Below are 23,508 nucleotides of genomic sequence, written 5' to 3'. Positions count from 1 at the left end.
GATTAGGCCTCTCCGAAGACCACAGGACATGAACCACGGAAGATGAGTGACTATGACATCTGATCCACAGACCTCGATTCTCAATAAGGTGCGCAAAGCTTCGCGAGCTACCTCGGACCTCGTTCTCGGTCTCGCACCGGTGACGCAAGCTGGTGTCCTCGGCTCGATGGGACCCGGCGCGGCTGGTAAGGCATTAAATTCCATCTACCGCTGGGACTTCCTGCCAGCTGGTCTCCTCGGCATTGCAGCCGGCCGCGATCCGCACCACACCGCGATTATTGATGACGGCGGCTCGCTGACCTACGAGGAACTGCACGAGCGCTCCACTGCCCTGGCGCGAGCACTCCGCCACGGTGATATTCAGCAGCGTAACCGCATCGGCGTGCTGGCTCGCAACCACCGCGGTTTCATTATGGCTCTGTGCGCCCACGGTCGCCTCGGCACCGACCTGGTGCTGCTCAATACTGGCGCCGCTGCCGAGCAGACTCTAGCTGTAATTCGCGAGCAGAAGATTGACTTCCTGTTCATTGATGAGGAATTCACTCACATGCTGCCGGAGGACTTCGATGAGTGCCCGGTAGCAGTGTCGTGGTTTGAAAACTACGGTGATACCTCCTGTGTTCGCGAGGGCTGGACCTCCATGCAGGAGATGCTGAAGACTGCACCGCCGGCAAAGTGGCCGACCGCCGAGCTGCCAACCCGCCCGCGCCGTGGCCGCGTTATTATTCTGACTTCCGGAACCACCGGCACTCCAAAGGGTGCCAAGCGTCCGGAGCCGCGCAGCTGGATGCCGGCATCTTCCATCATGAGCCGAATTCCTCTGCGTCAGCGTCGCCCGGCTTACCTTGCGGCTCCGCTGTTCCACACCTGGGGATTCGCGACTGCGCAGCTGTGCATCGCACTGCGTTCCACCATGATTATGCGCCGCAAGTTCGATCCAGCCGACAGCCTGCGCATTATCGAGCAGCACTCTCCGCACACCATCTTCCTGGTGCCGACCATGCTGCAGCGCATGATTGAGATTCTCCCGGACAACTACGACATCGGCGCGACATCGCTAAAGGTCATCGCATCCTGCGGTTCGGCTATTCCAGAGGGAATTGTCACCAAGACCCTCGAGCGCTTCGGGCCGGTTCTCTACAACCAGTACGGTTCCACGGAGGTCAGCTGGGCAACCATTGCTAACCCGGATGAGCTCAAGGCAAACCCAACCACAGCTGGTCGCGCACCGCTGGGCACTCGTGTCCAGATTCTCGACGAAGACGGCAACCGCGTCGCCGACGGCGAGACCGGTCGAATCTTCGTCGGCAACAACATGTTGTACGAGGGCTACACCCGCCCGGGCGCGGACAAGCAGGTCATTGACGGCATGGTCTGTACCGGTGACCTGGGTCGCATGGAAAACGGCTTGCTCTACATCTCCGGTCGCGAGGACGACATGATTGTCTCCGGTGGCGAGAACGTCTTCCCACGCCAGACCGAAGATGCACTCAGCCAGCTCGAGGGTATCCGCGAGTGCGCAGTCGCAGGTGTCCCGGATGAGCGCTTCGGTCAGGCCCTGGTCGCCTGGGTTGTCCGCGACGACTCCCCTGAGGGCCGCGCCCTGACCAATGAGCAGATTCGCACATACGTCAAGCAGCGCCTCAGCCGATTCGCCGTTCCGCGCGAGACCGTGTTCCTCGATGAACTGCCACGCAACGCAGTCGGCAAGGTGGTTCCTCGCCACCTGCCGAAGCCGTGGGAGAATGTCACCGAGGAGAAGGTGGCTTAGGGCGCAGGGACCGTCGTAAAGCGAACGGCAGACACGAAAAGGACGCGGTAAAAACTTCCGTTATGGAAGTTACCGCGTCCTTTTTGCGTGTCCTAGGAAGAACTAGAGCTGATTAGCCAGCGTTCAAAACACCGTAGTCCGTGACGGGCTCACGGAAAATCTCTTCGCCGTCCTGGGTCACGGTTACCGCATTCGGAGTGACGGTATACGTGTAGCCACCATTTTTCGCGACAGCACGGTTCCCGGAGAAACTATCTACTGTGTACGCATCCGGACTATCCGAAATCTCACCGAAGTCACCGATGTAATGGCGCTGCTGGCGGTTATTGGAATTCTCGCAAATCACGGCCTTACCCGACGACGTCTCCGCCAACACACGCGCGTAATACCCACCCGAGCAGCGAGCGGTACTGCCAACCCAACCTTTGGCATCGATATCATCGCGATTCATACCGAACGCGCGAAGACCAAAATTTCCCCTCTGCGTAGTGGTAGGAGCGCTGCTCTCCGGCTGCTTCGTCGTTTCTGGCTCGACGGTCTGGGTATAGGTTTCCGTGTGCGTCTCCACCGGCGCCGGGGACGCAGTGCTTGACGACGAGTCCCCTGCCGCAACCGTATCGGGAGACTGCGGGGAATTATCGGAGGAATTATTCAGGTAGTACGCGCCACCGATACCGGCGACCGCTGCAAGTGCGACACCGACGATGCCCAAGACCACGTACAGACCGTTGTTGCTCTTCTGCTCAGGTGCCGGAGCCTGCTGATAAGCCGGATACTGCTGGGGGTAACCGCCCTGGTTCGGCCCCTGCGTTTGGTACTGGTACTGAGGCTGGTACTGGCCTTGAGCCCCACCCTGTGGCTGCTCCCAGGCAGATGTTGCATAACCGTCCTGCTCCCAATCCTGCGGGGAGGACGAACGCGGGTTGTACTGGTCGGTCATCGCTAAATTCCTTATTACTTCAGAGCCACACTTGTGCTCGGCAATAACGTGGCGGCTTGCGGCTACGCCCCACAGCGGAACTTGCCACTACGTATTTTCCATTAACACTATGCATTGCCCAGCGTACCCTGCTTGAAGCTAGGACTAGCTCAGAGCGGCACTTTGTTCTTGAAGAAATTGACGTAGTTCCGATCGGAGATCTTTCCCAGCATAAACTCTGGCTCCAACCCGAACATCGACCAACGAGTCTTCGTTGACCAGGACAGAGACTGAGGTGTCGTAGTGCGGTGGTAGCTAATTTGGTAACCGTCAGTGTGAACTCGAATCTGTGTGTATCCACCCGGATAGCCGAGTGCCGCACCCCGCTCACAGAAGTCCGTATCCCCGTAGTCAGCGATACCACGGCGGCTGCGGTGCGTATGACCAGCGAACACGCCTTTGGCACCCGGCGTGGCGGCCAGAATCTCCTGAAAAATCTTGGCCTGCTGCGCCTCGACCATGAATGCCTCACCACCGAAATGCGAACGCACCGCATCCTGAGTAAACGGGTGATGCGCAAACAAAATTGTCGGACGCTCTGGATCGTCTGCGAGTTCGGCACGCAATGCACGCATCTGCCGCTCATTAATACGTCCACCTGCATAACCAAACTCGGCGGTATCAACACCGATGAGGCGCACTTCGCCGACGCGAGTCGACCAGTGCTGCTGCGTCGGCACAAGACGCTGGCTGAAGTAATCCGGAACCGCGGTCTTGCCTTTGCGGATTCCGCGTCCCCGGAAACCATTGATATTGGGTAGCCCGGGCGGGTGCACATCGTGATTACCACGGGTGACAAACCAGTTTTTCCCAAACTCACCGAAAGTATCCAAAACCCTGATGAGTTCGTCATACTCCTCAGGGCGGTTGCTATCCGTGCAATCGCCATTGATGACGAGAGTGTCTAACCCGGCAGCCTTTACCGTGTCCACCAGACCCTGCAATTGCATAGAGGCAAAAGGCTGCTCTCCCGGACCGGAGGAAAGACCGAGGTTGCCAATGCGAATGCCGTCATGATTGGGCTTACCAATGTGTGTGTCATTCGTCAGCGCGAACGTCGCCAAATGTGCACCCTCCAGCGCTGGCAGAGTGCTTACGACGCCTGTCTTCTCCGGTGCCGTTTTGCTCATGGTGATATTCAGCGACGGAACCGCGCGACAGTTGTGTGACCAGCACTCAAAGCGGTACTCCCGTCCCGGCTCCAACCCGTCAATGACCACATGGTGGTAGCCCGACTCTGAGTACCCCTCGTGCACGAGCTCTAACTGCGTTGAATCCGCAGGACCAAGCAGCACCCGCTCATCCGAAGGAACGGTCGGCTTAATGAAGCCATACGCTGTCTGCACTCCCGGAGCATATGTTGCCCATGTAAATGCCACTGACGTGTCTGTGACAGTGATGACCTCCAAGTCGCTAGCCAGTACCTGCCACGACTTGGAATCCGACTGGGTAAGCCCCAGACCCGACGTGACGTACTCAAGGCCGTACGCTCCCGAGGTTTTCGCGACGGCCATTGAACTTGCAGCAAGAGTTGCAACAGAGAGGTAGGCCCGGCGGGAAATGCTCATGGCAAATAAGCCTAGAACCTAAAGATGAAAATTAGATGAACTCTCCCTCTAATCTCAGAAAAATAGGAACGCAACGACAAGAGACACACGGCCAAAACAGCGCAAAATAAAACACCGCCTACCAAGTCATGGCAGGACGGTGTTTTAGGAAAATGTGGCTTGAGCATCTTTGTGAGCTTTTACCGGCTCACCAGTATGTAGATTGCTCTGAAACTGTAACTACTTCAGTTCCTTGGAGGACAGGCCCAGGGTGCGGCGAGCAACGACCAGCTGCTGAATCTGCTGGGTACCTTCGAAGATGTCCAGGATCTTGACGTCGCGGGACCACTTCTCCAGCAGGTTACGCTCAGAGTAACCGAAGGTACCTGCCAGCTGAACGGCACGGAGGCAAATCTCGGTGCCTGCACGGCCGGCCTTGGCCTTACACTCGGAAGCTTCCAGAGTGTTCGGCTGCTTGTTGTCAGCCATCCACGCAGCGCGCAGAGCCAGGAGGTATGCAGCCTCCCAATCGGACTCCAGCTTCAGGTACTCAGCTGCAGCAGCGCTCTGGGTGTGTGCCGGTGCATCGTAGTCAATCTCGATGCCAGCCTCTTCCAGGATGCGACGCAGCTCTTCCAGCGAAGCACGGGAGACGCCGATGGCCATACCCGCAACCAGCGGACGAGTGTTGTCGAAGGTCGCCATTGCGCCGGCGAAGGACTTCTTAACATCAATGTCCGGGGAACCCAGCAGGTTCTCCTTCGGAACGCGGACATTGTCCAGGCGGAGCACTGCGGTATCCGAGGAACGAATACCCAGCTTCTCCTCCAGGCGCTCAACGGTGAAGCCCGGAGTGCCCTTCTTCACCAGGAAGGACTTGATGGCAGCACGGCCCTTGGACTTGTCCAGGGTCGCCCACACAACGACGGAGTCGGAACGCTCACCAGCAGTGACGAAGATCTTCTCACCGTTGATGACGTACTCATCACCATCGAGCTTGGCGGTGGTGGAAACTGCGGAGGAGTCAGAACCGAAGGACGGCTCGGTAATTGCCATGGAAGCCCAGGTCTTACCGAAAGCCTCCAGCTGCTCATCGGTAGCAACAGCTGCGATAGCTGCGTTACCTAGACCCTGGTACGGCAGGGACAGGGTCAGACCCACGTCACCCCAGCAGGTCTCAATAACGTTGAGCAGCGAAGCCATGTTGCCACCGTTTTTTACACCGGTGCGCTTCGGCTTCTTATCGTCACCACGTCCACCGGAAGCACCGGAGAAGCCACGGCCACCATCTGCCATGCCGTCCATCATGGAGGCAAGGGTGTCGAGTTCCTTCGGGTACTCGTGCTCAGCGAGATCGTACTTACGGGAAATCGGTCGGAAGATCTCAGCGGCGGCCTGATGCGACTGGGACGCGCCCGCCTTGAGGAACTTCGGCAGTTCGAGGTTAATCATTTTCTTTCCTCTTAATTCTTTTCGGCTGAAGTATCTAGCGGTTTACAGAACGACGATGCCTTCGGCGACACCAATTGCGCGGAGGTCACGGTACCAACGCTCAACCGGGTGCTCCTTGGTGAAGCCGTGGCCACCGAGCAGCTGCACACCGTCGGAACCAATCTTCATACCCTTTTCAGTGGCGAAGGTCTTAGCCAGAGCTGCCTCGCGAGCGAAGCCGCGACCCTGGTCAGCGCGGGAAGCACCGCGGAGAGTAATCATGCGGAGACCATCGAGCTCAATCTTGATGTCGGCGACCATGAAGGCCACTGCCTGGCGGTGGGAAATCGGCTCGCCGAATGCCTGACGCTCATTGACGTAAGGAATGACGTAGTCGAGAACTGCCTGAGAAGTACCCATTGCAAGAGCTGCCCAGCCGAGGCGGGAACGACGCAGAATGTCGAGGTATGCCTCTTCACGGTCTGCAGCCGAGGTGCTAGCGCCGCCGAGAATGTTCTCGGCCGGAACCTTGACATCCTTCAGGATGACGCGACCCATTGCGGCACCGCGCAGACCCATGGACGGGTCAGCCTCAACGTGGAGACCTTCAGTGTCGGACTCAACGATAACCAGAGCCGGCTTACCCTCGAGCTCAACACCGATGATGAACAGCTCAGCTGCGCCGGCGTTCGGAACGAAGGACTTAACACCGTTGAGGACCAGCGAATCGCCCTCGCGCTTTGCGGTGGTTTCAGGCTTGCGTGCGTCGAAAAGCGGGCGCGGCTCTGCGAGAACAACAGCGGCGGCCGGGACGTTCTCGCCAGCGAATGCCGGCAGGTAGGTCTTCTGCTGCGAGTCGGAGCCGTGAGCGGTCAGGGTGGCAGCGACACCGGCCGGAGCCAGCACTGCCAGAGCCAGACCCATGTCACCGTAGGACAGAGCCTCCGCGACCAGCGCGTTGGTGGTGACGTCCTCGCCGGTAGCGATGCCCTCGAAAGCCTCCGGGACGTTGATCATAGTGACGCCCAGCTCAGAAGCCTCAGAGACGAGATTCTCCGGGGGAGTTGCCTCGTGGTCGGACTTGTAAGCAGCCTCGCGCAAGCGCGACTCAGCAAACTCCTTAACCGTCTCGACGATCATCTGCTGATCCTCGGTCGGGGTGAGGTCGAAGAGCTTCTTTGCCTTCTCCTCGGCTGCGGCCTCCTGTGCAGCCTGGGCTTCCTCAGCCGGACGCTCCGGCTTACCGGAACCGGAAATCTTCTTAAACTGACGGTTCGCGGCACCAAGGGTCTTAAAACCGGACTTGGTGGACTGGTACACCACGCGGTCGATCTTTGGCTGAAGGTCGTACTTCTGGGCGAAGTCCGAACCAGTAATCGACGTGATGAACCGCATTGCCGCTCCGATAGCGTCGCGACCAGGGTTATTGCGGCCGACAGTCGAATCTTCGCGGTTCTTCTTCTCGCTCATGTGATCATGGCCTTTCGAGTCAGAACTATTACTGGCATAACAATAAAACAATCACGTGACCGTTGTCACAAGAATTGAAAAAACATTGCCAAGTAACAGAAAACTTTCAGGCTTCTAACTTGTCAGGCGATAACGCGGTTAACAACGTAGTTGCGATCAGAGAGCTCACCAAGCAGAGCCTCGGGCTCGAAACCGTACATCGCCCAACGGGCACGCGCAGTCCACGCAAGCGCATCTTCGCTGCTCAAACGGTGAAAGTTAACCTGGTAGCCACCGGAGTAGACATGCAGCAGTGTGTAGCCACCGGGGTATGCTTTGCACGCGCCGGTCTCCAAATAATCAACGCCGGCCCCAACATCACCGCGAGTACGCTTTGCACGGTGGGTGTGACCTGCCCCCGCAAAGAATACACCCGGAGCGTCGTTAAGCATCTGCTGCAAGCGTCGTGCATCAGCGCTGTTGAGAATGAAGGTGGGCCCGGCAGCATGTGTCCAACCAGCCTCGGAGGTAATTGGGTGATGAGCCAGCACAACTGTCGGCTTACTGGGGTCACGCTGCAATTCCCGCTCCAGTGCATCGAACTGTTCCGGGCTAATTTCGCCGCCGGACTCATCCAACTTCGATGAATCCAGCCCTATGACACGGACCGGCCCCTGCTGAGTGACCCACAGTTCCTGCCGCGGACGCCCCAGGAGAACACCGAAGGGATCGCGATGATTCTCGGTACCCTCCAAAACCGGGAATTCGTCGTAGCCAGCAGATGGATCGGCATCCGGCTTATGCGGACGATCATGATTGCCGCGGGTGACAAACCACTGCCGCTCCTGAGCACCAAAAGTATTCATAATCTCGGCAAATCGACGCACCTCCGCCGGACGTGCTTCCGACGTGGCATCACCGTTGACGAAAACCTTTTCAATCCCCATCCCCCGCAGCTCGGCGAGCGCAGCCGTCAGCATGACCTCGGGATACGGCGCGGCACCCGGTTCAGAAAAGATAGGAGCGGGGAAATCGCCGGTGATAATACCGTGCCCATTTTCGCCAATATGCGCGTCATTAAGGATGGCAATCGTGGTCAGGTACTCCCCTTCCGGAGCGACCAACGTCGTGAACTGTCCAGTTTGCTCGGGTGCATTGGGGAGGTTTCGGGTAATTAATCCCGGCTCGGCGACCAGTCCATTCGATCGACATTCGAAACGGTACGTGGTTCCAGGGCGCAGCTTATCGACGGTCACAAAGTGGTAGCCAACCTGCGTCTCGTCCTTATGTACCACGGGTAGCTCGCCGCCCTCATCGGCATCGACTGGCACTAGCGCAACTTCAGTGTCGGCCGGCGCCAGTGGAGCCAGCTTCCCCCACGCTGGATGTGGGCCTGCATACGTCGCCCACGAAAATGTCACCGACGTATCGGTCACGGTCACGACTTCCAGGTCCGTCACAACAAGGCCGCTGGTCAACCCGGTGAATGGAAACGGCGACTGGTTCGGGGCCGCCGATGCAACTGCTCGCGTCCCGACGCTATTGACGGCAACCACTACAGCCCCCGCACCCGCTACTGCTCCCAAGCGCAATACGGATCGCCGATCAATTTTCTTATTCCCATTTACCGAATTCACGGGTGAAGAAATTACGGGATAAAAATAATCCCGGTGATAACACCGGGATAACTACACATGAATTCAGTCGCTTACGCTTCCGGCTTCACGATCGGGAACAGCACGGTTTCGCGAATGCCAAGGCCGGTCAGGGCCATCAGCAGGCGGTCAATGCCCATGCCCACACCGGTCGTCGGCGGCATGCCCTGCTCCATTGCGTGCAGGAAGTCCTCATCCAGAACCATGGCCTCGTCGTCGCCGCCAGCGGCCAGTCGCGCCTGATCCTCAAAGCGCTCACGCTGGACAACCGGGTCAACCAGCTCGGAGTAGCCGGTAGCCAGCTCGAAGCCACGGACGTAAAGATCCCACTTCTCGGTCACGCCAGGCTTGGAGCGGTGCTGACGAGTCAGCGGAGAGGTCTCGACCGGGAAGTCGCGGACAAAGATAGGACCGTCGAGCTGGTCTTCACAGAGCAGCTCCCAGATTTCCTCAACCAGCTTGCCGTGGCCCCAGCCGCCCTTCTCCGGAACCTCAAGGCCAATCACATCGGCGATTGCCTTGAGCTCCTCGACGGTCGAGTCAATAGTGACTTCCGGCTGACCAGGGAACTTGCGAGCAAGTGCCTCGTTCAGCGACGGGTACATCTCAATCTGCTTCCACTCGCCGCCAAAGTCGAACTCCGTACCGTCGGCAAGCGTAACAGTCGTCGAACCGAAGACCGCGACGCAGATTTCCTGAATGACCTCGCGGACGGTGCGGGCGGAGTCATCGTAGGTGCCGAATGCCTCGTAGTACTCCAGCATCGCGAACTCCGGGCTGTGCGAGGAGTCGATACCCTCGTTGCGGAAGTTACGGTTGATCTCAAAGACTCGCTCCATACCGCCGACGACGCAGCGCTTGAGGAAAAGCTCCGGCGCGATACGCAGGTAGAGATCGATGTCCAAAGCGTTGGAATGAGTCACGAACGGACGTGCAGCTGCACCGCCGTGCAGAGTCTGCAGCATCGGGGTTTCGACCTCGAGGAAACCGCGACGCTCAAGTGCGTGGCGCAGCTCGCGGATGACCTTGATGCGAGTCAGTGCGTTAGTACGAGCCTGCTCACGCATAATCAGGTCCGTGTAGCGGTGACGCACGCGGCTGTCCTCGGACAGATCAGCGAACGACACCGGCAGCGGACGCAGAGCCTTCGAGGCCATCTGCCACTCGGTAGCCATCACAGACAACTCGCCGCGGCGCGAAGAAATTACGCGGCCAGTAATGAGGACGAAGTCGCCCATATCTACGTCCGACTTCCAAGCAGCCAGGGCGTCCTCGCCGACCTCAGCCTTGGAAAGCATGGCCTGCAGGGTCGTGCCGTCACCCTCCTGCAGAGCGGCAAAGCAGAGCTTGCCGGTGTTACGAATAAACATGACACGACCAATGACGGTCACGACATCCTGAGTCTCCTCGCCAGCCTCGAGGTGGCCCCACTCTTCACGGACATCCTTGAGAGAGTGAGTACGGGGAACCTCAACCGGGTACGGCTGAATTCCAGCCTCGAGCAGGCGGTCACGCTTCTCGCGGCGAATGCGCAGCTGCTCAGGAACGGTGGCGGTGTTTTCAGGGGTCTTCTTCGCGTCAGTCACGGCTATAAAGGTTAGCCGACTACACCGCCGACCTGCTAGTTGAGTGCCCTTTAGACGCCAATCTTCTTGCCATCAGTGCGTACAACCTGAACGACGGCCGGGCGTGGCTGCTCCTTGCCGCCGTCCGGCCAGTGCGAGGTCGGGTTGGTGGTCGGGTCCGGGTTGTCGCCGACTGGATGACCCTGATCCGTCTCGATTTCGCCCGGGTGCTGGACGTTGACCATCACGCGGTTGGAGAAGATCTGCGGACCACAGGTCTCTGCAGCAACCGGAACAGTCAGGAAGCACTTGGTCTCACCACGACGCTCGCCTTCGACAGCCACGGCGAACAGGCCGTCGTTGGAGTCCAGGGCGTTGCCGTCGGTGGAAACCCACAGGTTGCCGTACTCGTCAAAGGCGACGTTGTCCGGGCAGGAAATTGGCGAGACCGATTCCTTGTCGAAGCCACCGAAGTAGGTGTAAGCCTCGTTCGGGTCACCACAGACCAGCAGGAGGTTCCACTTGCCCTTGGTACCGGCGTGGTCATCTTCCATCTCCAGAACAAGGCCATTCTTGTTCTCGGTGATTGGTGCGACCTCGACGGCGTCGGCAAGCGGGCGCCCTGCACCATCCTTGCGTTCCTTGCCCTTGTCGTCCTTCGCGCCCGCCTTACCGCGGTACTTGTTGTTGGTCAGCGCCGCGTAGACCTTACCGGTCTTCGGAGACGGCTCGATATCCTCCGGGCGGTCCATACGGGTCGCACCGACCTTGTCACCGGCGATGCGGGTGTAGATGCAGACCTCTTCGGCGGTCATGCCATCAACGTGGGACTCGTGCTTGCCGTCTGCCTTGGCGGTCATCAGCGGAAGCCACTCAATGTCACCGTCGAAACGGCCGTCCTTCGGCAGCTCACCGGAGCCGTCAATCTCGGACTCGGAATTACCGTTGAACTTACCGACGTAGAGAGTGCCCTCGGACAGAATGCCCATGTTGTGCTTGAGGTCCCCCTCCTTAATCTTGCGGGAGGAGACGAACTTGTAGATGTATTCGAAACGCTCGTCGTCGCCGGAGTAGCACACGACCGTGCCGTCGTCGGTGACGTAAATCTGACCGGCTTCATGCTTGAAACGGCCCACTGCGGTGTGCTTGACCGGGGTGGAGTTCGGGTCAGATGGGTCAATCTCTACCAGCCAGAAGAAGCGGTTCGGCTCATTCGGCTCCTTGGAGACATCGAAGCGGTCGTAGTACTTCTCCCACGCGCGGTCGGACAGCTCTTCATTCTTGACCGAGTAGCGCTTGAGCTTCTTAACTGCGTCCTCGTCCTTGAGCTTGCCAACGTTGCCGAAGTACTGGTCAACGTTCTCCTCACCGGACAGGTAGGTACCCCACGGAGTAACACCACCGGAGCAGTTGTTCAAAGTTCCCTCGACCTTCATACCGGTCGGGTCAGCCTTGGTCTTCAGCAGATCGTGACCAGCAGCCGGGCCGTCAACTGTGAATTCGGTGAAGCCAGTGATGCGACGGTTACGCTTGTCGCTGAGAATTGGCTTCAGGAATCCCTTGTCATCCTCTTCCACAGCAAGGATGGTCTGGCCGTGGGCAGCCAGTCCGATGTCGACCTGCTCCTTAGTGGCATCTTCTTTCTTGTAGGCACGGAACATCATCGGCTCGGTGGTGTACTCGTGCGAGCAAACGTACAGCAGTGTGCCGTCTTCAGCCTTAATCAGGCCAGCGAAGTCATTGTTGAAGCCGAACTGCTTCAGCTGGTTTTCCGGAGTCTGCTTGTCAAAGTCGAACTCCGGGCCACCCTCGTGGATTGGGTCGCCCCAGCGAATCAGAACATTCTGCTCGTAGCCGTCCGGGATAACGACTGCGTCTTCCGTGTTCGGCTTGACGGCGTCGAAACGCATACCCTCCGGCGATTCGTCCTTGCTACCGTCACCGGCAGCAGCGGTACCGGAGGCGTCGGAGCCACCTGCGGCGCTGCCCGAATCATCAGAGGAGCAAGCGGCCAGCACGGCGCCACCGCCGACCGCAAGAGCACTAGCACCAGTGACCTTCAGTGCCGCGCGACGGGAGAATGCGCGCTGGGAGAACGCCTCCTTCGCAACATCACCGAAGTACTGGTTGTCCGAGAACTCGTTCGGAGCATCGTCAGCACAGGCATTACCACACTTGTAAGTGCAGGTCAGAGAGCTGCGAGAGGTAGCAAAAGGATTTGTCAGCAGATTCTTGCCAATACGAACCACGGGGAGACCGCCTTTGTATAGCTTCGACTAGGTGAGGAAATGGAAAACTAAAACTTTTAGATCCTCTAAGAAGCTAAGGACGTTGCGTTACCTTTCGGTTTCTAAAAATCAACTCGCCAATGAGCTTTAGCTGACGGTCTAATGACTTGCGCTTTAACGCAAAGTGAACACCCTGGTGTTGCGGTTCTCCGGCTCGACTCTTCTCTCCAACTACGCAGTCGAGCCCCAGCTCTGCGGGCTACGTGGACTAGCCCTGGTTCTCCGGGCTACGCGGATTCTTCAAATCAGAACCCTCCGGCACATCCGCCGGGTCATTGCCACTTTCCAGAATCTTGTTGTCCTCATCGACGAAGATGACATTCGGCTTGTACGTACGCGCCTCAGCGTCATCCATCATTCCGTAGCCGATGATAATAACCAGATCACCCGGCGATATCAGACGAGCGGCGGCACCGTTGATGGAAATGATGCCCGAGCCGCGCTCTCCGGTAATGCAGTAAGTAGTAAGCCGGTTGCCATTATTGATATCGACGATGTCGACGGCTTCACCTTCAAGCAGGTCGGCCGCTTCCATCAGATCAGCGTCAATCGTGCACGATCCAACGTAGTGAAGATCAGCCTGAGTCACCGTGGCACGGTGAATCTTGGACTTCAACATAGTGCGAAACATGAAAAAGGTAGGTCCCTTCCTGGATTCGTCCCCTGGATGCTTGCCTACCGCGGCACCCCTTAGCGTGGCAGGTTATTAGTCGGCACACTATAATACGACAACTTCCCAGCCACGAGAAACTACTTCTAAAAGCCGTTCTACTCGCTGTCCTGCTCAACGCCAAAGCCAGCGTTCTTCAGAGTTTCTCTGCTGGACTCATCTTTCAGACGCGCATCTCGAGCAGCACGAACCTTTTCCTGCAGCTCAGCCAGCTCAGCGGCCTCTTCCTCAGTCAGCTCGCCGTCCAGCCCCGCAGCCGACAGAGCCGCCGACGCAATTTCGGCGTCCTTCTGGCCGAGCTGACCGAAACCGTTTGCCGAATCCGGGCGCGGCGCACCAAGAATCAAGCCAACATTATCAATGAGACGAGTAGTGCCGACCTTCGCAGCAACCAGCAGGCGAGCTTCAGTCTCCTGGCCGTCGCCGCGCAACGCCTCGTCGGAAAGCGGGGCGAGCGCAGCGTCACGCAGCTCCAAGTAATCCAACTCGACTTCAGGCTGGCTGGCGAGCACACCACGCGCGGTTTCCAGCACAGCATCCGCACCACGGTCCGCGACAAAAGCACCAGCAGTCAGCGCGGCGGACAGGGTTACTGCGAGATTGCGCTGCTCCTCGGACAGATAGCGGTTGCGGGAGCTCATAGCCAACCCGTCGGCCTCGCGAATCACCGGTACACCGTGCAACTGCACCGGCATATTCAGGTCAGTGACCATCTGCTGCATCAGGCACAGCTGCTGGTAGTCCTTCTCACCAAAAACGGCATCAGTGCAGTTGGTGATGTTGAAAAGCTTGTTGACCACCGTCAACGCACCGGCAAAGTGCCCCGGGCGAGTAGCACCTTCGAGCTCCGAAGCCAGCGGCCCCGGCTGCACGGTCGTGCGGAAACCGTTGGGGTACATCTCCTTCGCGTTCGGCGCAAAGACCAGCTCAGCACCGACAGCGCGGAGCTTCTCAACGTCTTCCTCCAGAGTCCGCGGGTAGGCGTCAAAGTCCTCCCCCTCACCGAACTGCAGCGGATTGACGAAAATCGACACCACCACAACAGCGCGCGGCAGCGTCTTCGCGGCCTGTACTAGTTCAAGGTGCCCCTGGTGTAGCGCACCCATCGTAGGTACGAGCACCACCGGCCGCCCGGTCTTCCGCAACGCACGGGTGACCTGCGCGATTCCCGCAATAGTCTTGTGAACAGTTGTCTCTCCGGCGGTATAACCCGTCATGTTTCCTCCGCGTTCAGATCTACCGGACCAAACTTTTCGCCCGACGGCAATACCTTACGCCACATCCCGGATGACCAGAACAGCCAGTCCGCTCAGCTCATCGGCGTAGGTACCGCAAAACCTCGTTGGCGCCGCGCAGCTCGGCGATGCGCTCGGCAAGAGCCAGGTAGGCGGTTCCCATTTCCGGTGCCACCGCTTCAATTTCACGTTCGTGCTTGACGACGGTCCCAAGGTCGTCCCGCGTCACCGGGCCAGTCAGCCCCCGGGAACCCCACCTCAAGGCATTGTCCAATGAAGCTTCCAGCAGTGGACGGAGCAGCTCGGCGGCCTGGCCTCGACGCAGCTCAGCTAGGTCGGTGTCTTCGGCTGCTGCGTCTCCGCCGATAGTGGTTGCCAGCATTTCTACTGCATCGACCACAACTGCGCCCAGACCGTTTGAGCCGTGGGCCATAGCCGCGTGATAAAGGCCGCGGTGACGTTCGTTGATGAACACCGGACGACCGCCGAGTTCACCAATGAGCAGTTCACTGACTGTTTTCGCGAGCTCATCCCCAACAGTGATACCCCATGGGCAACCGGTCAGGAGCTCGGAGTCGTCGTCAAGCCCTGCGAATGTCATTGCGGGATGGGCGGCGATGGTCAGCGCGCCGGTGAGTGCGACCGGATCGAGCACGGCACGCCCGAGGGAACCAGAAGTATGCATGACGATGCGTCCGGGGCCGACATGGCGGGCGACTTCCTCGGCGACCTCTGCGATGGCGCGATCCGGCACGGCGATAACGATGAGCTCGCAGGTGGAAGCTGTGTCGGCAATGCTACTAACCTGTGCGTTCGGGAGACGTAGATGCGCTCGTGTGACAGATTCTGGTGAGCGCGCGACCACGTGAGTGACACGATGCCCACAGTGCTCTAACGCCTGGCCGAGCGCGACCCCGACTTTTCCGGCAGAAATAATCCCCACCGCCAACCGCGGAGCGGTTGTCCGATGGGGATGGGAATCATGCTGGCTTTGCGTCATGACTGACTAGGTTAGACCAAACCAGCTATGTGCAGTGAGTAGGCCGCGCATACTCGGTAAGCGACTAGGCCTCTTCGTCCTCGCGCTGCTCCCTCTTCTTGCGCATCTGCGCCATCAGCTCGGCAACCGTCAGGCTGCCCTTGTTGTCCTCAGCACGGCGCCGACCGTGGCTTGCAGGCTCCTGCTCAGGAGCCTGAGCCGGTTTCTGAGCTGGCTCTTCTGCGAGGTCCTCATCGCGAATGGCCTGCAGCTGGCGAGTCGGAGAGTCCGAGGCATCGTCCGATTCCGGCGCAGCGAATGGGTGCCGTGCACCGTGTGCCTCGTGAGCACCGCCCTGAGAATCATCCTCTGCGGCGTCCTCGGCCGGGGTTTCCTGCCAGTTGATGGCGCGGAAAGAGTTAGTGGAGAACTTCTCCTTGGAAACGGCTTCGTCATCCTTGGAATCGGCGACTTCGTGGACGTCAACCGGCTGGCCAGACGGCGAGAATGTACGGCGCATGTCGGTAGCCTCGGCGTCTTCAACCGGCGAAGCGGAGGAAGCGGAGCCCGTGCCGCCGTGCTGGGTATGAACGCCAACAGTGCCGTTAGCGGTCATCTCAGCGCGGTGGGAAGTCGCGCGTGGTGTCGGCCGGTCGTGACCGGTCGGATCCTTCATCGGCGAGGCCTGCTGTGGCGAGTCGAGCTCACGCAGACGCTCGGCCTGGGCGCGAAGAGCAACCTGCTCGTCGTCGAAATCCTCCCCCATGAACTCAGCAAGCTGGGCACGCAGTGCAAAGACCTCAGCGCGCAGCGCCGCAATGTTGTCATCGTTGTTACCCTCAAGCGAGTCCAGGTAGTTCTGCTCGAGAATCAGCTCCTGCTCACGGTGAGTAGCCAGCTCGCGGTCAAGCTCCACCTTGTGCAGTTCCTCGATTGTCTCCAACCGCTTGCGCTCCAGCGCAATGGTCTTGCGGTATCGAGTCACCAGCACAGCCCCGATAACTGCCGACCACAACGCCAGCAGCACGGCAACCTTCATCCACCCGGCAGAGGAGGCAAAGAGCATGACGATACTGGCAATCACCGCGAGCATCAGCAGCACAACCATGAGAATGACGGCGGTTTTCTCCGTCATACCATCGGTAGAACTGAATTTCGTCACATCATTGCTCTGCTCATCTGCATATGCCGCATCAGCCCCGGAGTTAGCCCCAGCGGAGTAGCTTTCGAAAGCCGAAGAAGGCGACGGAGACGGAGACTCGGCCATATCCGACGAAGTAGCTGCCGCGTCGCCCTGAAAATATGCGGCATCACCCGAGCGCTTCGGGTCATTACCGGCGTTGGAGAGGTCAGTCATAACTCCCACCCTACCGAGTTAGTTCCCATTTCCCCGCTAGGAGGCGAAGAATTTTCGCCATCAGTTGGCAATTGGCAAACTTTTTCCAGCCACAGCCCCGCCGCAGCGAGCAAAATGCCGGATACTGTGCCGACAATCATGATCGGCCCGTCGGCCTGTGCAGCCGCAAGCTCCGTCCACTTCGGCAAAGCCCACAGCACGCCACCGGCGTACAAACCTCCGAGAATCGCCCCCAACCATGCGGATGCCGTACCGACCACCAGCCATCGCGACAACGTTAACGGCTGCACCTGGCTGCGATCCTGCCCGACCTTCCCCTCTTTCAGCACCGACTTAATCCACCGCGCTGCCGCCACACAGACAGCTGTGAGCAACCAGGGAAACCCCAGGTCCCACCAACTTCGTGGCCCGAGCGCACCGAAAAACTGTGCCACGATCATCCATGACGCCAGTGCGAGAACCAGCGCAGATGCAGCCAACGTAATCGGTGAGGTCGGTTTCATCTCTAGGCCTCTTCTCCATCCGCGCTGTCTGCTAGACGCACTGCGTTTACGTCTTCAGGTGCCAGCTTATCGACGAGTGCCGCGACCCGAACTCCCCCCAATTCGGCATCCGGGTCGGCATCGAGCCACGGCACCAGTACAAAGGCACGCTCGGTTGCCCACGGATGCGGCAGGGTCAGAGTCGAATCGTCAGAGATGATCTCCTCGCCGGTGTCCTTGTCGATGACCTGCACAATGTCCACGTCGAGCGCCCGTGGTCCCCAGTGAATTTCGCGCACTCGACCAGCGTCATTTTCCAGTTTCCAACCAGCTTCCAGCAGCTCCATTGGTGTCCGGGACGTATCGACAATGAGCACGGCATTGAGGAAGTCACCCTGCTCTACCCCACCCCAAGGTGGGGTGGCATAAATTTTTGAGGCTGCGACCAATTCATCGGCGAAGAAGGCCTGCACACCAGTTAGGTTTTCTCGCGCGCGGTCCATGTTCGCGCCGATAGAAAGAACGGCGCGAATCATGCCAACCGCTTCTTCCGCGAACGGCGGGCTGTTACCGCAGCGTCATCAAAGTCGAGCGGAATGGGCGCATGCGGTTTGTGAATGGTTACTTCCACCGCATGTAACAGTGGGGACAATCCGCGTTCGGCGCGGCCATCGTCGTCGGCAAGCACTGCTTCGGCAATCTCGGTCGCGACGGTTTCGATGAGGTTGCGCGGAGTGCCGGTCAAAATTCCGTGCGCTGTGGCTGCGATGTCGGCGTAGTTGACGGTGTCGTCCAGCTCGTCGCTGGCAGCGGCACCGGAGAAATCCAACCACAGGGTGACATCACAGATGAAGTCCTGGCCATCGCGGCGCTCGAAGTCGAGACAGCCGTGGTAGCCGCGGGCTTTCAGACCTTTGAGTTCAATGCGATCAGCCACTGTTTCTACTCGTCTCCTTCCAGAGCCGCCTCGGCTGGCGATTCAGCAGGAGACTCATCGTGCTGTGCAGCGCGGTTAGAGCCACCTTCCGGATAGTCGCCGGCCGCGGTGTAACCGGTCAGTGAGCGGCCAAGGTTCCATGCCTGCGCCACCCGCACTGCGTCGAGGTTGTCGGCCACATTGTGAACTCGAACCGCCCATGCGCCCGCCGCTGCGGACAGCGCGGAAATTGCGGTAGTCGCAGCATCAGCCTGCTTTGGCGCGCGAGCCTCACTGCCGACGGCGGCGGCGAAACGCTTGCGGGAGGCACCGACCAATACGGGGAAACCGAGGTCAATAAGCTCCGGCAGGCCGTGGAGGAGCGCCCAATTGTCATCGGCGTTTTTGGCAAAGCCCAGGCCTGGATCCAGGACAATATTTTCCTCGACGATGCCGGCGCCCATGGCACCGTCGACAAGCTGAAGCAGGTGCTCACGGACATCGGCGACAATGCCGTCCGGGTGAGTTTCGGCGCGTCCAGAAGCGGAGCCGAAGCGATCGGTCTTCCAGTGCATCAGGCAGATGGGCACATCGGCATCGGCGCAGACTGCGTACATGTTGGGGTCTGCGAGACCGCCGGAGACATCGTTGATGAACACCGCGCCCTCGGCGATTGCTGCCTCTGCGACACTTGCGCGCATAGTATCGACGCTGATCAGGTGCCCGTCTGCCGCGAGCTCACGGACCACCGGCACGACTCGGGCAATTTCCTCATCCTCGGAAACGCGGTGTGCGCCGGGGCGAGTGGACTCGCCACCGATGTCGAGAATATGTGCGCCTTCAGCGAGCAGCTCGTGCGCATGGGCAATCGCCGCGTCGAAGGTCTTGTACAGGCCGCCATCGGAAAAGCTGTCCTCGGTGACGTTGACAATGCCCATCACTTTGCAGAGCTGATTCTCGATACCCATCTCCGCCGGCTGTCCTGCCTGCGCTTGCAAGGGGGATTCAGTCACCTTGTTGTCCAGCCTTTCCAATCGACCATTTAACTGTTGCGTTAGCTCTTGCGGATGAGCGCCATTGCCTCTGCGCGCGAACGGGCATCCGTCTTGAAGCCACCGCGGACGGCTGAGGTCACCGTGCGCGCACCCGGTTTGCGGATACCGCGCATGGCCATGCAGAGATGCTCCGCTTCAATGACGACGATCGCCGAGGCCGGATCCAGCCGCTCCACCAAGGCATCCGCAACCTGACTGGTCAGACGTTCCTGCACCTGCGGGCGCTTCGCATAGCCATCGACCAGACGAGCGAGCTTGGACAAGCCCGTCACACGACCGTCCTTGCCCGGGATGTAACCAATGTGGGCAACGCCGAAGAACGGCACCAAATGGTGCTCACAGGTGGAGTAAATCGGGATGTCCTTCACCAAAACGAGTTCCTGGTGATCCTCGTTGAAGGTCTTTGCCAGCACCTCAGACGGATCTTCAAACAGGCCCGCGAAAACCTCACGGTAGGCTCGCGCCACTCGCGCCGGTGTCTCTTTCAGGCCTTCCCTGTCGGGATCCTCACCGACGGCAATCAACAGTTCACGCACCGCAGCCTCGGCCCGCCCCTGATCGAATTCGCGCTCCATGATGTGTACTTATCGCTCCTCGTTGGTGTCCGGCTTGTCCTGCCAGGCGCTGTTGTCTTCGTTTCGCTTGACGACGCCGTCCTTATCCGAATCGTGCATCTGTGCACCCTTGTCATCGGAGTTGTCGGCGTTCTTCGCGTTTTCCGGACGTTCTGTGTGTTCCGGCTGCTCGTTATCCGGCAGGCGGAATCCGCGCAGCTCCTGCTGTTGTCCTGCCGACGGCATCACCGTAGTCGGGGTGGCATCGCTGCCAGAGTTGTTCTGGCGGTGACGTCCCCCCTGCCTGTCCCACGGCATCTTCGGAGGGGCAGGGATATTCGCGGGGCCGTTGCCACCGTTGCTACCAATACCGGTTGCCTTCGAGCCGAAGTCCGGCGCACCTGCCGGGTAGTTAGCAGTGCCCGGGTGCTGGCCACGCGCGTTGCCCTGGCCTTCCTGTGAACCCGGCTGATTCTGCCCCTCAGGGCGAGGAGTCGGCGCAGGCGCCGGTGCCGGTGCGGGAGCCGAACCGTGCGTGCTGCCGGTATCCTTCGGCGGCCAACCTGGAGCGGTCCAACCAGCCGGCGGTGGGGTGCCACCGTAAACCGGAACATTCGGTCGGTCCTGCTGGGCGCCCGGCAGACCCGGGACACTAGCATTACCGGCACCAGCGGAGCCTGCCGGCCCCTGACCATTGCCGTTGTTGCCCGCGTCCTGGTTCTCTGGTTCGCGGCGGCGCACCGGCGCGAAGATGTTGACACGCTTCGGCGGTTCCTCGCCGCGCTCGATTGCCAACTCCACCGGTGTCTTCACCGGCTCGCGGCCATCGGCCGGGTGCTTGGTGTCGCTATCGAAGAAGTTCAGGCGCTCACGCGGAACGACATCGGTGAAGATAACTTCCAGATCCGGACGACGCAGGGTCTCCTTCTCCAGCAGTTTCTCAGCCAGAACATCGAGAGTGTCGCGGTTTTCCTTCAGGATGGCGTAGGCCTCGTCGTGAGCCTTATTGATCAGCAAACGAACCTGCTGATCAATGGTTGCTGCCACCTCTGGCGAGTAGTCCAAAGAGCCGCTGCCACCGCGGCCGACGAACGGGTCGCCCTGCTCCTCCCCGTACTTCACCGGGCCGAGCTCCGGCGACATGCCGTACTCGGTCACCATGGCGCGAGCAATCTTGGTGGCCTGCTCAATATCGGCAGAAGCACCGGTAGTCGGCAGTCCGAAAACCAGCTCCTCGGCAGCGCGACCACCCATGGCGAAGACCAGACGGGCAAAGAGCTCTGGCAGGTTATACATGCCCTTGTCGTCCTCGGGGACGGTCAGCGCATGTCCACCAGTGCGACCGCGAGCCAAGATGGTGACCTTGTAAACACGCTCAATGTCCTTCAGCGCCCATGCGGCCAAGGTGTGACCACCCTCGTGGTAGGCGGTGACCTTCTTCTCCTGCTCGGAAATCACCTTGGAGGTACGACGCGGACCACCGATAACTCGGTCGACTGCCTCTTCCAACGCATCCGCAGTAATGATGTTGCCGTTGACGCGAGCGGTCAGCAACGCCGCTTCATTCAGCACGTTCTGCAGATCAGCACCGCTCATACCGGCGGTGCGCTTCGCCAGCGACGTCAGATCCGCATCCGGACCCAGCGGCTTGTTCCGGGCGTGGACCTTCAGAATTGCCTCACGGCCCTTCAGGTCTGGCGCACCCACCGGAATCTGTCGGTCAAAACGGCCCGGACGCAGCAGCGCCGGGTCGAGAATATCCGGACGGTTGGTCGCAGCCATGATGATTACGCCCTGACGATCACCAAAACCATCCATCTCCACCAGCAGCTGGTTCAGGGTTTGCTCACGCTCATCATGGCCGCCGCCCATACCGGCACCACGCTGGCGACCGACGGCGTCAATCTCGTCGATGAAGATAATGCACGGGCTGTTTTCCTTGGCCTGATTAAACAGGTCACGGACACGAGAGGCACCGACACCGACGAACATTTCAACGAAGTCCGAACCCGAGATGGTGTAGAAAGGCACTCCTGCCTCACCGGCGACGGCGCGGGCCAGCAAGGTCTTACCGGTACCGGGAGGACCGTAGAGCAGAACACCACGCGGAATCTTCGCGCCGAGCTCCTCGTAGCGAGCTGGGTGCTGCAGGAAATCCCTAATCTCGTCGAGCTCCTGGACGGCCTCATCGGCACCAGCAACATCCTCGAACGTATTGGTCGGGGTCTCCTTGTTCAGCAGCTTGGCGCGGTTGCCACCAAAGCCGAACATGCCGTTCTTGCCGCCTTGCATGCGGCTGAAGAAGTACATGATGACGAAGAAGAAGATCACCATCGGCAGCAGGAAGCCCAAGGTGGACATCAGGAAGGAATCCTGCGTGACCTTGGTATCGAACTTCTCCATACCCTTGGCGGCGGTGACCTTGTCAAAGACTTGGTCGGTCGCACGCGCTGGGTACTTGGTCATCACCTTCGTGACGTCCTCAGTACCCTCGACCTCCACGCCCTTCTTCAGGGTGAGGCGAATTCGCTGTTCGCGATCGTCGATCTGAGCTTCCGTGACATTGCCCTTATCCAACTGGGTCAGGGCAACGGACGTATCCACCTCGCGGTATTCCCGGGAATCATCCGCCAGCTGAGTAATAGCAAAGAGGATAATCAGGATGATGCCGGCAACGGTGGCAAACCGGAACACCTTTTTCTTGTCCATACAGTGGGTTCGCTTTTCGCTCTCTACATCTATTAGTTGCTTTTATTAATTGTACGCATCAACGAGTTCTTCTCGAAGACACATCAATGACACATCGTGGGGCCAGGGCTCATGGCACCTGACCCCACAGTAGGCATAACGCATCGCAACCGAAAAAAGTTTCCAACTCCTACTTTTCACAGCTAGAAGACAGCTAGAACTGCGGGAGGGTAAGCGCGCAATGCCCGTCGTCAAGCATCGGCACTGTGCAATAAGCGCCGAAGACAGACCTAGCCCTGGTAAACGCGCGGGTGAAGCGTGCCGACGTACGGCAAATCGCGGTAGCGCTCGGCGTAATCCAGGCCGTAACCGATGACGAACTCGTTCGGAATGTCGAAGCCAACATCCGCAACATCCAGGCTGGTGCGCACAGCCTCCGGCTTACGCAGCAGCGTAATGACCTCCAGGGAGCGCGGATTACGGTTGCGCAGGTTCTTCATCAACCAGGACAGGGTCAGGCCGGAGTCAATGATGTCCTCGACAATCACGACATCGCGTCCCTCAATATCGCGATCCAGGTCCTTCAAAATACGCACCACGCCTGACGACGAGGTGGAGTTTCCGTAACTGGAAACCGCCATGAACTCCATCTGGCTGGGAATGCTGAGCTGACGGGCGAAGTCAGTCAGGAAGAACACCGCGCCCTTCAGCACTGCGACCAGAATCAGATCGCTGTCGGCATCCTTGTACTTCTCATTCACACGATGCGCCATCTCGTCAATGCGAGCATGCAGCTCCTCTTCGCCAATGAGAACTGCCTCTACCTCATCGCCGTAGGGGTTTGCGGGGACGTTGAAATCCTTCACATCATGCATCGCATTTCCTTT

Annotated in this window: 18 protein-coding genes and 1 pseudogene; 1 reads left to right on the top strand and 18 read right to left on the bottom strand. The window is 59.3% G+C overall.

Annotated features, from left to right (window positions below; translation table 11 throughout):
• The first annotated feature begins 52 nt into the window (after nt 1-52).
• A complete protein-coding gene (locus CRD13_RS07745) occupies nt 53-1,771 on the top strand; it encodes an AMP-binding protein (RefSeq protein WP_070854100.1) in 1,719 nt (572 codons plus the stop codon).
• Nucleotides 1,772-1,883: 112 nt separating this feature from the next.
• Here the strand turns inward: CRD13_RS07745 and CRD13_RS10900 are convergent, their stop codons facing one another.
• The 18 genes and pseudogenes from CRD13_RS10900 to hpt form a co-directional block, all read right to left on the bottom strand.
• Complete coding sequence (locus CRD13_RS10900; RefSeq protein ID WP_070854101.1) at nt 1,884-2,711, bottom strand: hypothetical protein; 828 nt, start codon at nt 2,709-2,711, stop codon at nt 1,884-1,886.
• 149 nt (nt 2,712-2,860) lie between these two features.
• Nucleotides 2,861-4,318 (bottom strand): metallophosphoesterase family protein, encoded by a 1,458-nt coding sequence (locus CRD13_RS07735; RefSeq protein ID WP_048731772.1) that lies wholly within the window; start codon nt 4,316-4,318, stop codon nt 2,861-2,863.
• A 219-nt stretch (nt 4,319-4,537) separates the two neighbouring features.
• A complete protein-coding gene (locus tag CRD13_RS07730; RefSeq protein WP_016421475.1) occupies nt 4,538-5,749 on the bottom strand; it encodes an acyl-CoA dehydrogenase family protein in 1,212 nt (403 codons plus the stop codon).
• A gap of 42 nt (nt 5,750-5,791) precedes the next feature.
• Entirely contained in the window at nt 5,792-7,198 is a 1,407-nt protein-coding gene (locus CRD13_RS07725; protein WP_048731769.1) for an acyl-CoA dehydrogenase family protein, read from the bottom strand.
• Between the two features lie 122 nt (nt 7,199-7,320).
• Nucleotides 7,321-8,814, bottom strand: coding sequence for a metallophosphoesterase (locus tag CRD13_RS07720; RefSeq protein WP_187401495.1), 1,494 nt, complete (start codon nt 8,812-8,814; stop codon nt 7,321-7,323).
• Nucleotides 8,815-8,885: 71 nt separating this feature from the next.
• A complete protein-coding gene (lysS, locus tag CRD13_RS07715) occupies nt 8,886-10,418 on the bottom strand; it encodes a lysine--tRNA ligase (protein ID WP_016421478.1) in 1,533 nt (510 codons plus the stop codon).
• Between the two features lie 50 nt (nt 10,419-10,468).
• Nucleotides 10,469-12,646, bottom strand: a complete 2,178-nt coding sequence (locus CRD13_RS07710) for a PhoX family phosphatase (protein ID WP_070429762.1) — start codon at nt 12,644-12,646, stop codon at nt 10,469-10,471.
• Between the two features lie 247 nt (nt 12,647-12,893).
• Nucleotides 12,894-13,316: an aspartate 1-decarboxylase gene (gene panD, locus CRD13_RS07705; RefSeq protein WP_016421480.1), complete on the bottom strand. Its 423-nt coding sequence runs from the start codon at nt 13,314-13,316 to the stop codon at nt 12,894-12,896.
• 314 nt (nt 13,317-13,630) lie between these two features.
• Nucleotides 13,631-14,572: pseudogene (gene panC / locus CRD13_RS07700) on the bottom strand (pantoate--beta-alanine ligase); the annotation flags it as partial.
• A gap of 97 nt (nt 14,573-14,669) precedes the next feature.
• Nucleotides 14,670-15,590 (bottom strand): Rossmann-like and DUF2520 domain-containing protein, encoded by a 921-nt coding sequence (locus CRD13_RS07695; RefSeq protein ID WP_070429763.1) that lies wholly within the window; start codon nt 15,588-15,590, stop codon nt 14,670-14,672.
• A 64-nt stretch (nt 15,591-15,654) separates the two neighbouring features.
• Complete coding sequence (locus CRD13_RS07690) at nt 15,655-16,926, bottom strand: DUF6779 domain-containing protein (RefSeq protein ID WP_070429764.1); 1,272 nt, start codon at nt 16,924-16,926, stop codon at nt 15,655-15,657.
• Entirely contained in the window at nt 16,923-17,429 is a 507-nt protein-coding gene (locus CRD13_RS07685; protein WP_049190665.1) for a DUF3180 domain-containing protein, read from the bottom strand. The genes CRD13_RS07690 and CRD13_RS07685 overlap by 4 nt, the downstream gene beginning before the upstream one ends.
• 2 nt (nt 17,430-17,431) lie before the next feature.
• Nucleotides 17,432-17,944, bottom strand: a complete 513-nt coding sequence (gene folK / locus CRD13_RS07680) for a 2-amino-4-hydroxy-6-hydroxymethyldihydropteridine diphosphokinase (protein WP_070429765.1) — start codon at nt 17,942-17,944, stop codon at nt 17,432-17,434.
• Nucleotides 17,941-18,345: a dihydroneopterin aldolase gene (gene folB, locus CRD13_RS07675; protein WP_016421486.1), complete on the bottom strand. Its 405-nt coding sequence runs from the start codon at nt 18,343-18,345 to the stop codon at nt 17,941-17,943. The genes folK and folB overlap by 4 nt, the downstream gene beginning before the upstream one ends.
• Nucleotides 18,346-18,350: 5 nt before the next feature.
• Entirely contained in the window at nt 18,351-19,292 is a 942-nt protein-coding gene (folP, locus tag CRD13_RS07670; protein WP_016421487.1) for a dihydropteroate synthase, read from the bottom strand.
• 86 nt (nt 19,293-19,378) lie between these two features.
• A complete protein-coding gene (gene folE / locus CRD13_RS07665) occupies nt 19,379-19,954 on the bottom strand; it encodes a GTP cyclohydrolase I FolE (RefSeq protein WP_016421488.1) in 576 nt (191 codons plus the stop codon).
• A 9-nt stretch (nt 19,955-19,963) separates the two neighbouring features.
• Entirely contained in the window at nt 19,964-22,642 is a 2,679-nt protein-coding gene (ftsH, locus tag CRD13_RS07660; RefSeq protein WP_049190662.1) for an ATP-dependent zinc metalloprotease FtsH, read from the bottom strand.
• A 269-nt stretch (nt 22,643-22,911) separates the two neighbouring features.
• Nucleotides 22,912-23,496 carry a hypoxanthine phosphoribosyltransferase gene (hpt, locus tag CRD13_RS07655; RefSeq protein WP_016421490.1) on the bottom strand — a complete coding sequence of 195 codons (585 nt, stop codon included), beginning with the start codon at nt 23,494-23,496 and terminating at the stop codon, nt 22,912-22,914.
• Nucleotides 23,497-23,508 lie beyond the last annotated feature (12 nt).

Source organism: Corynebacterium sp. LK26, assembly GCF_014335085.1.
Taxonomy (GTDB): domain Bacteria; phylum Actinomycetota; class Actinomycetes; order Mycobacteriales; family Mycobacteriaceae; genus Corynebacterium; species Corynebacterium jeikeium_D.
The sequence above is the reverse complement of the archived record's forward strand: the minus strand, read 5'-3'. Positions and strand labels throughout refer to the sequence as shown.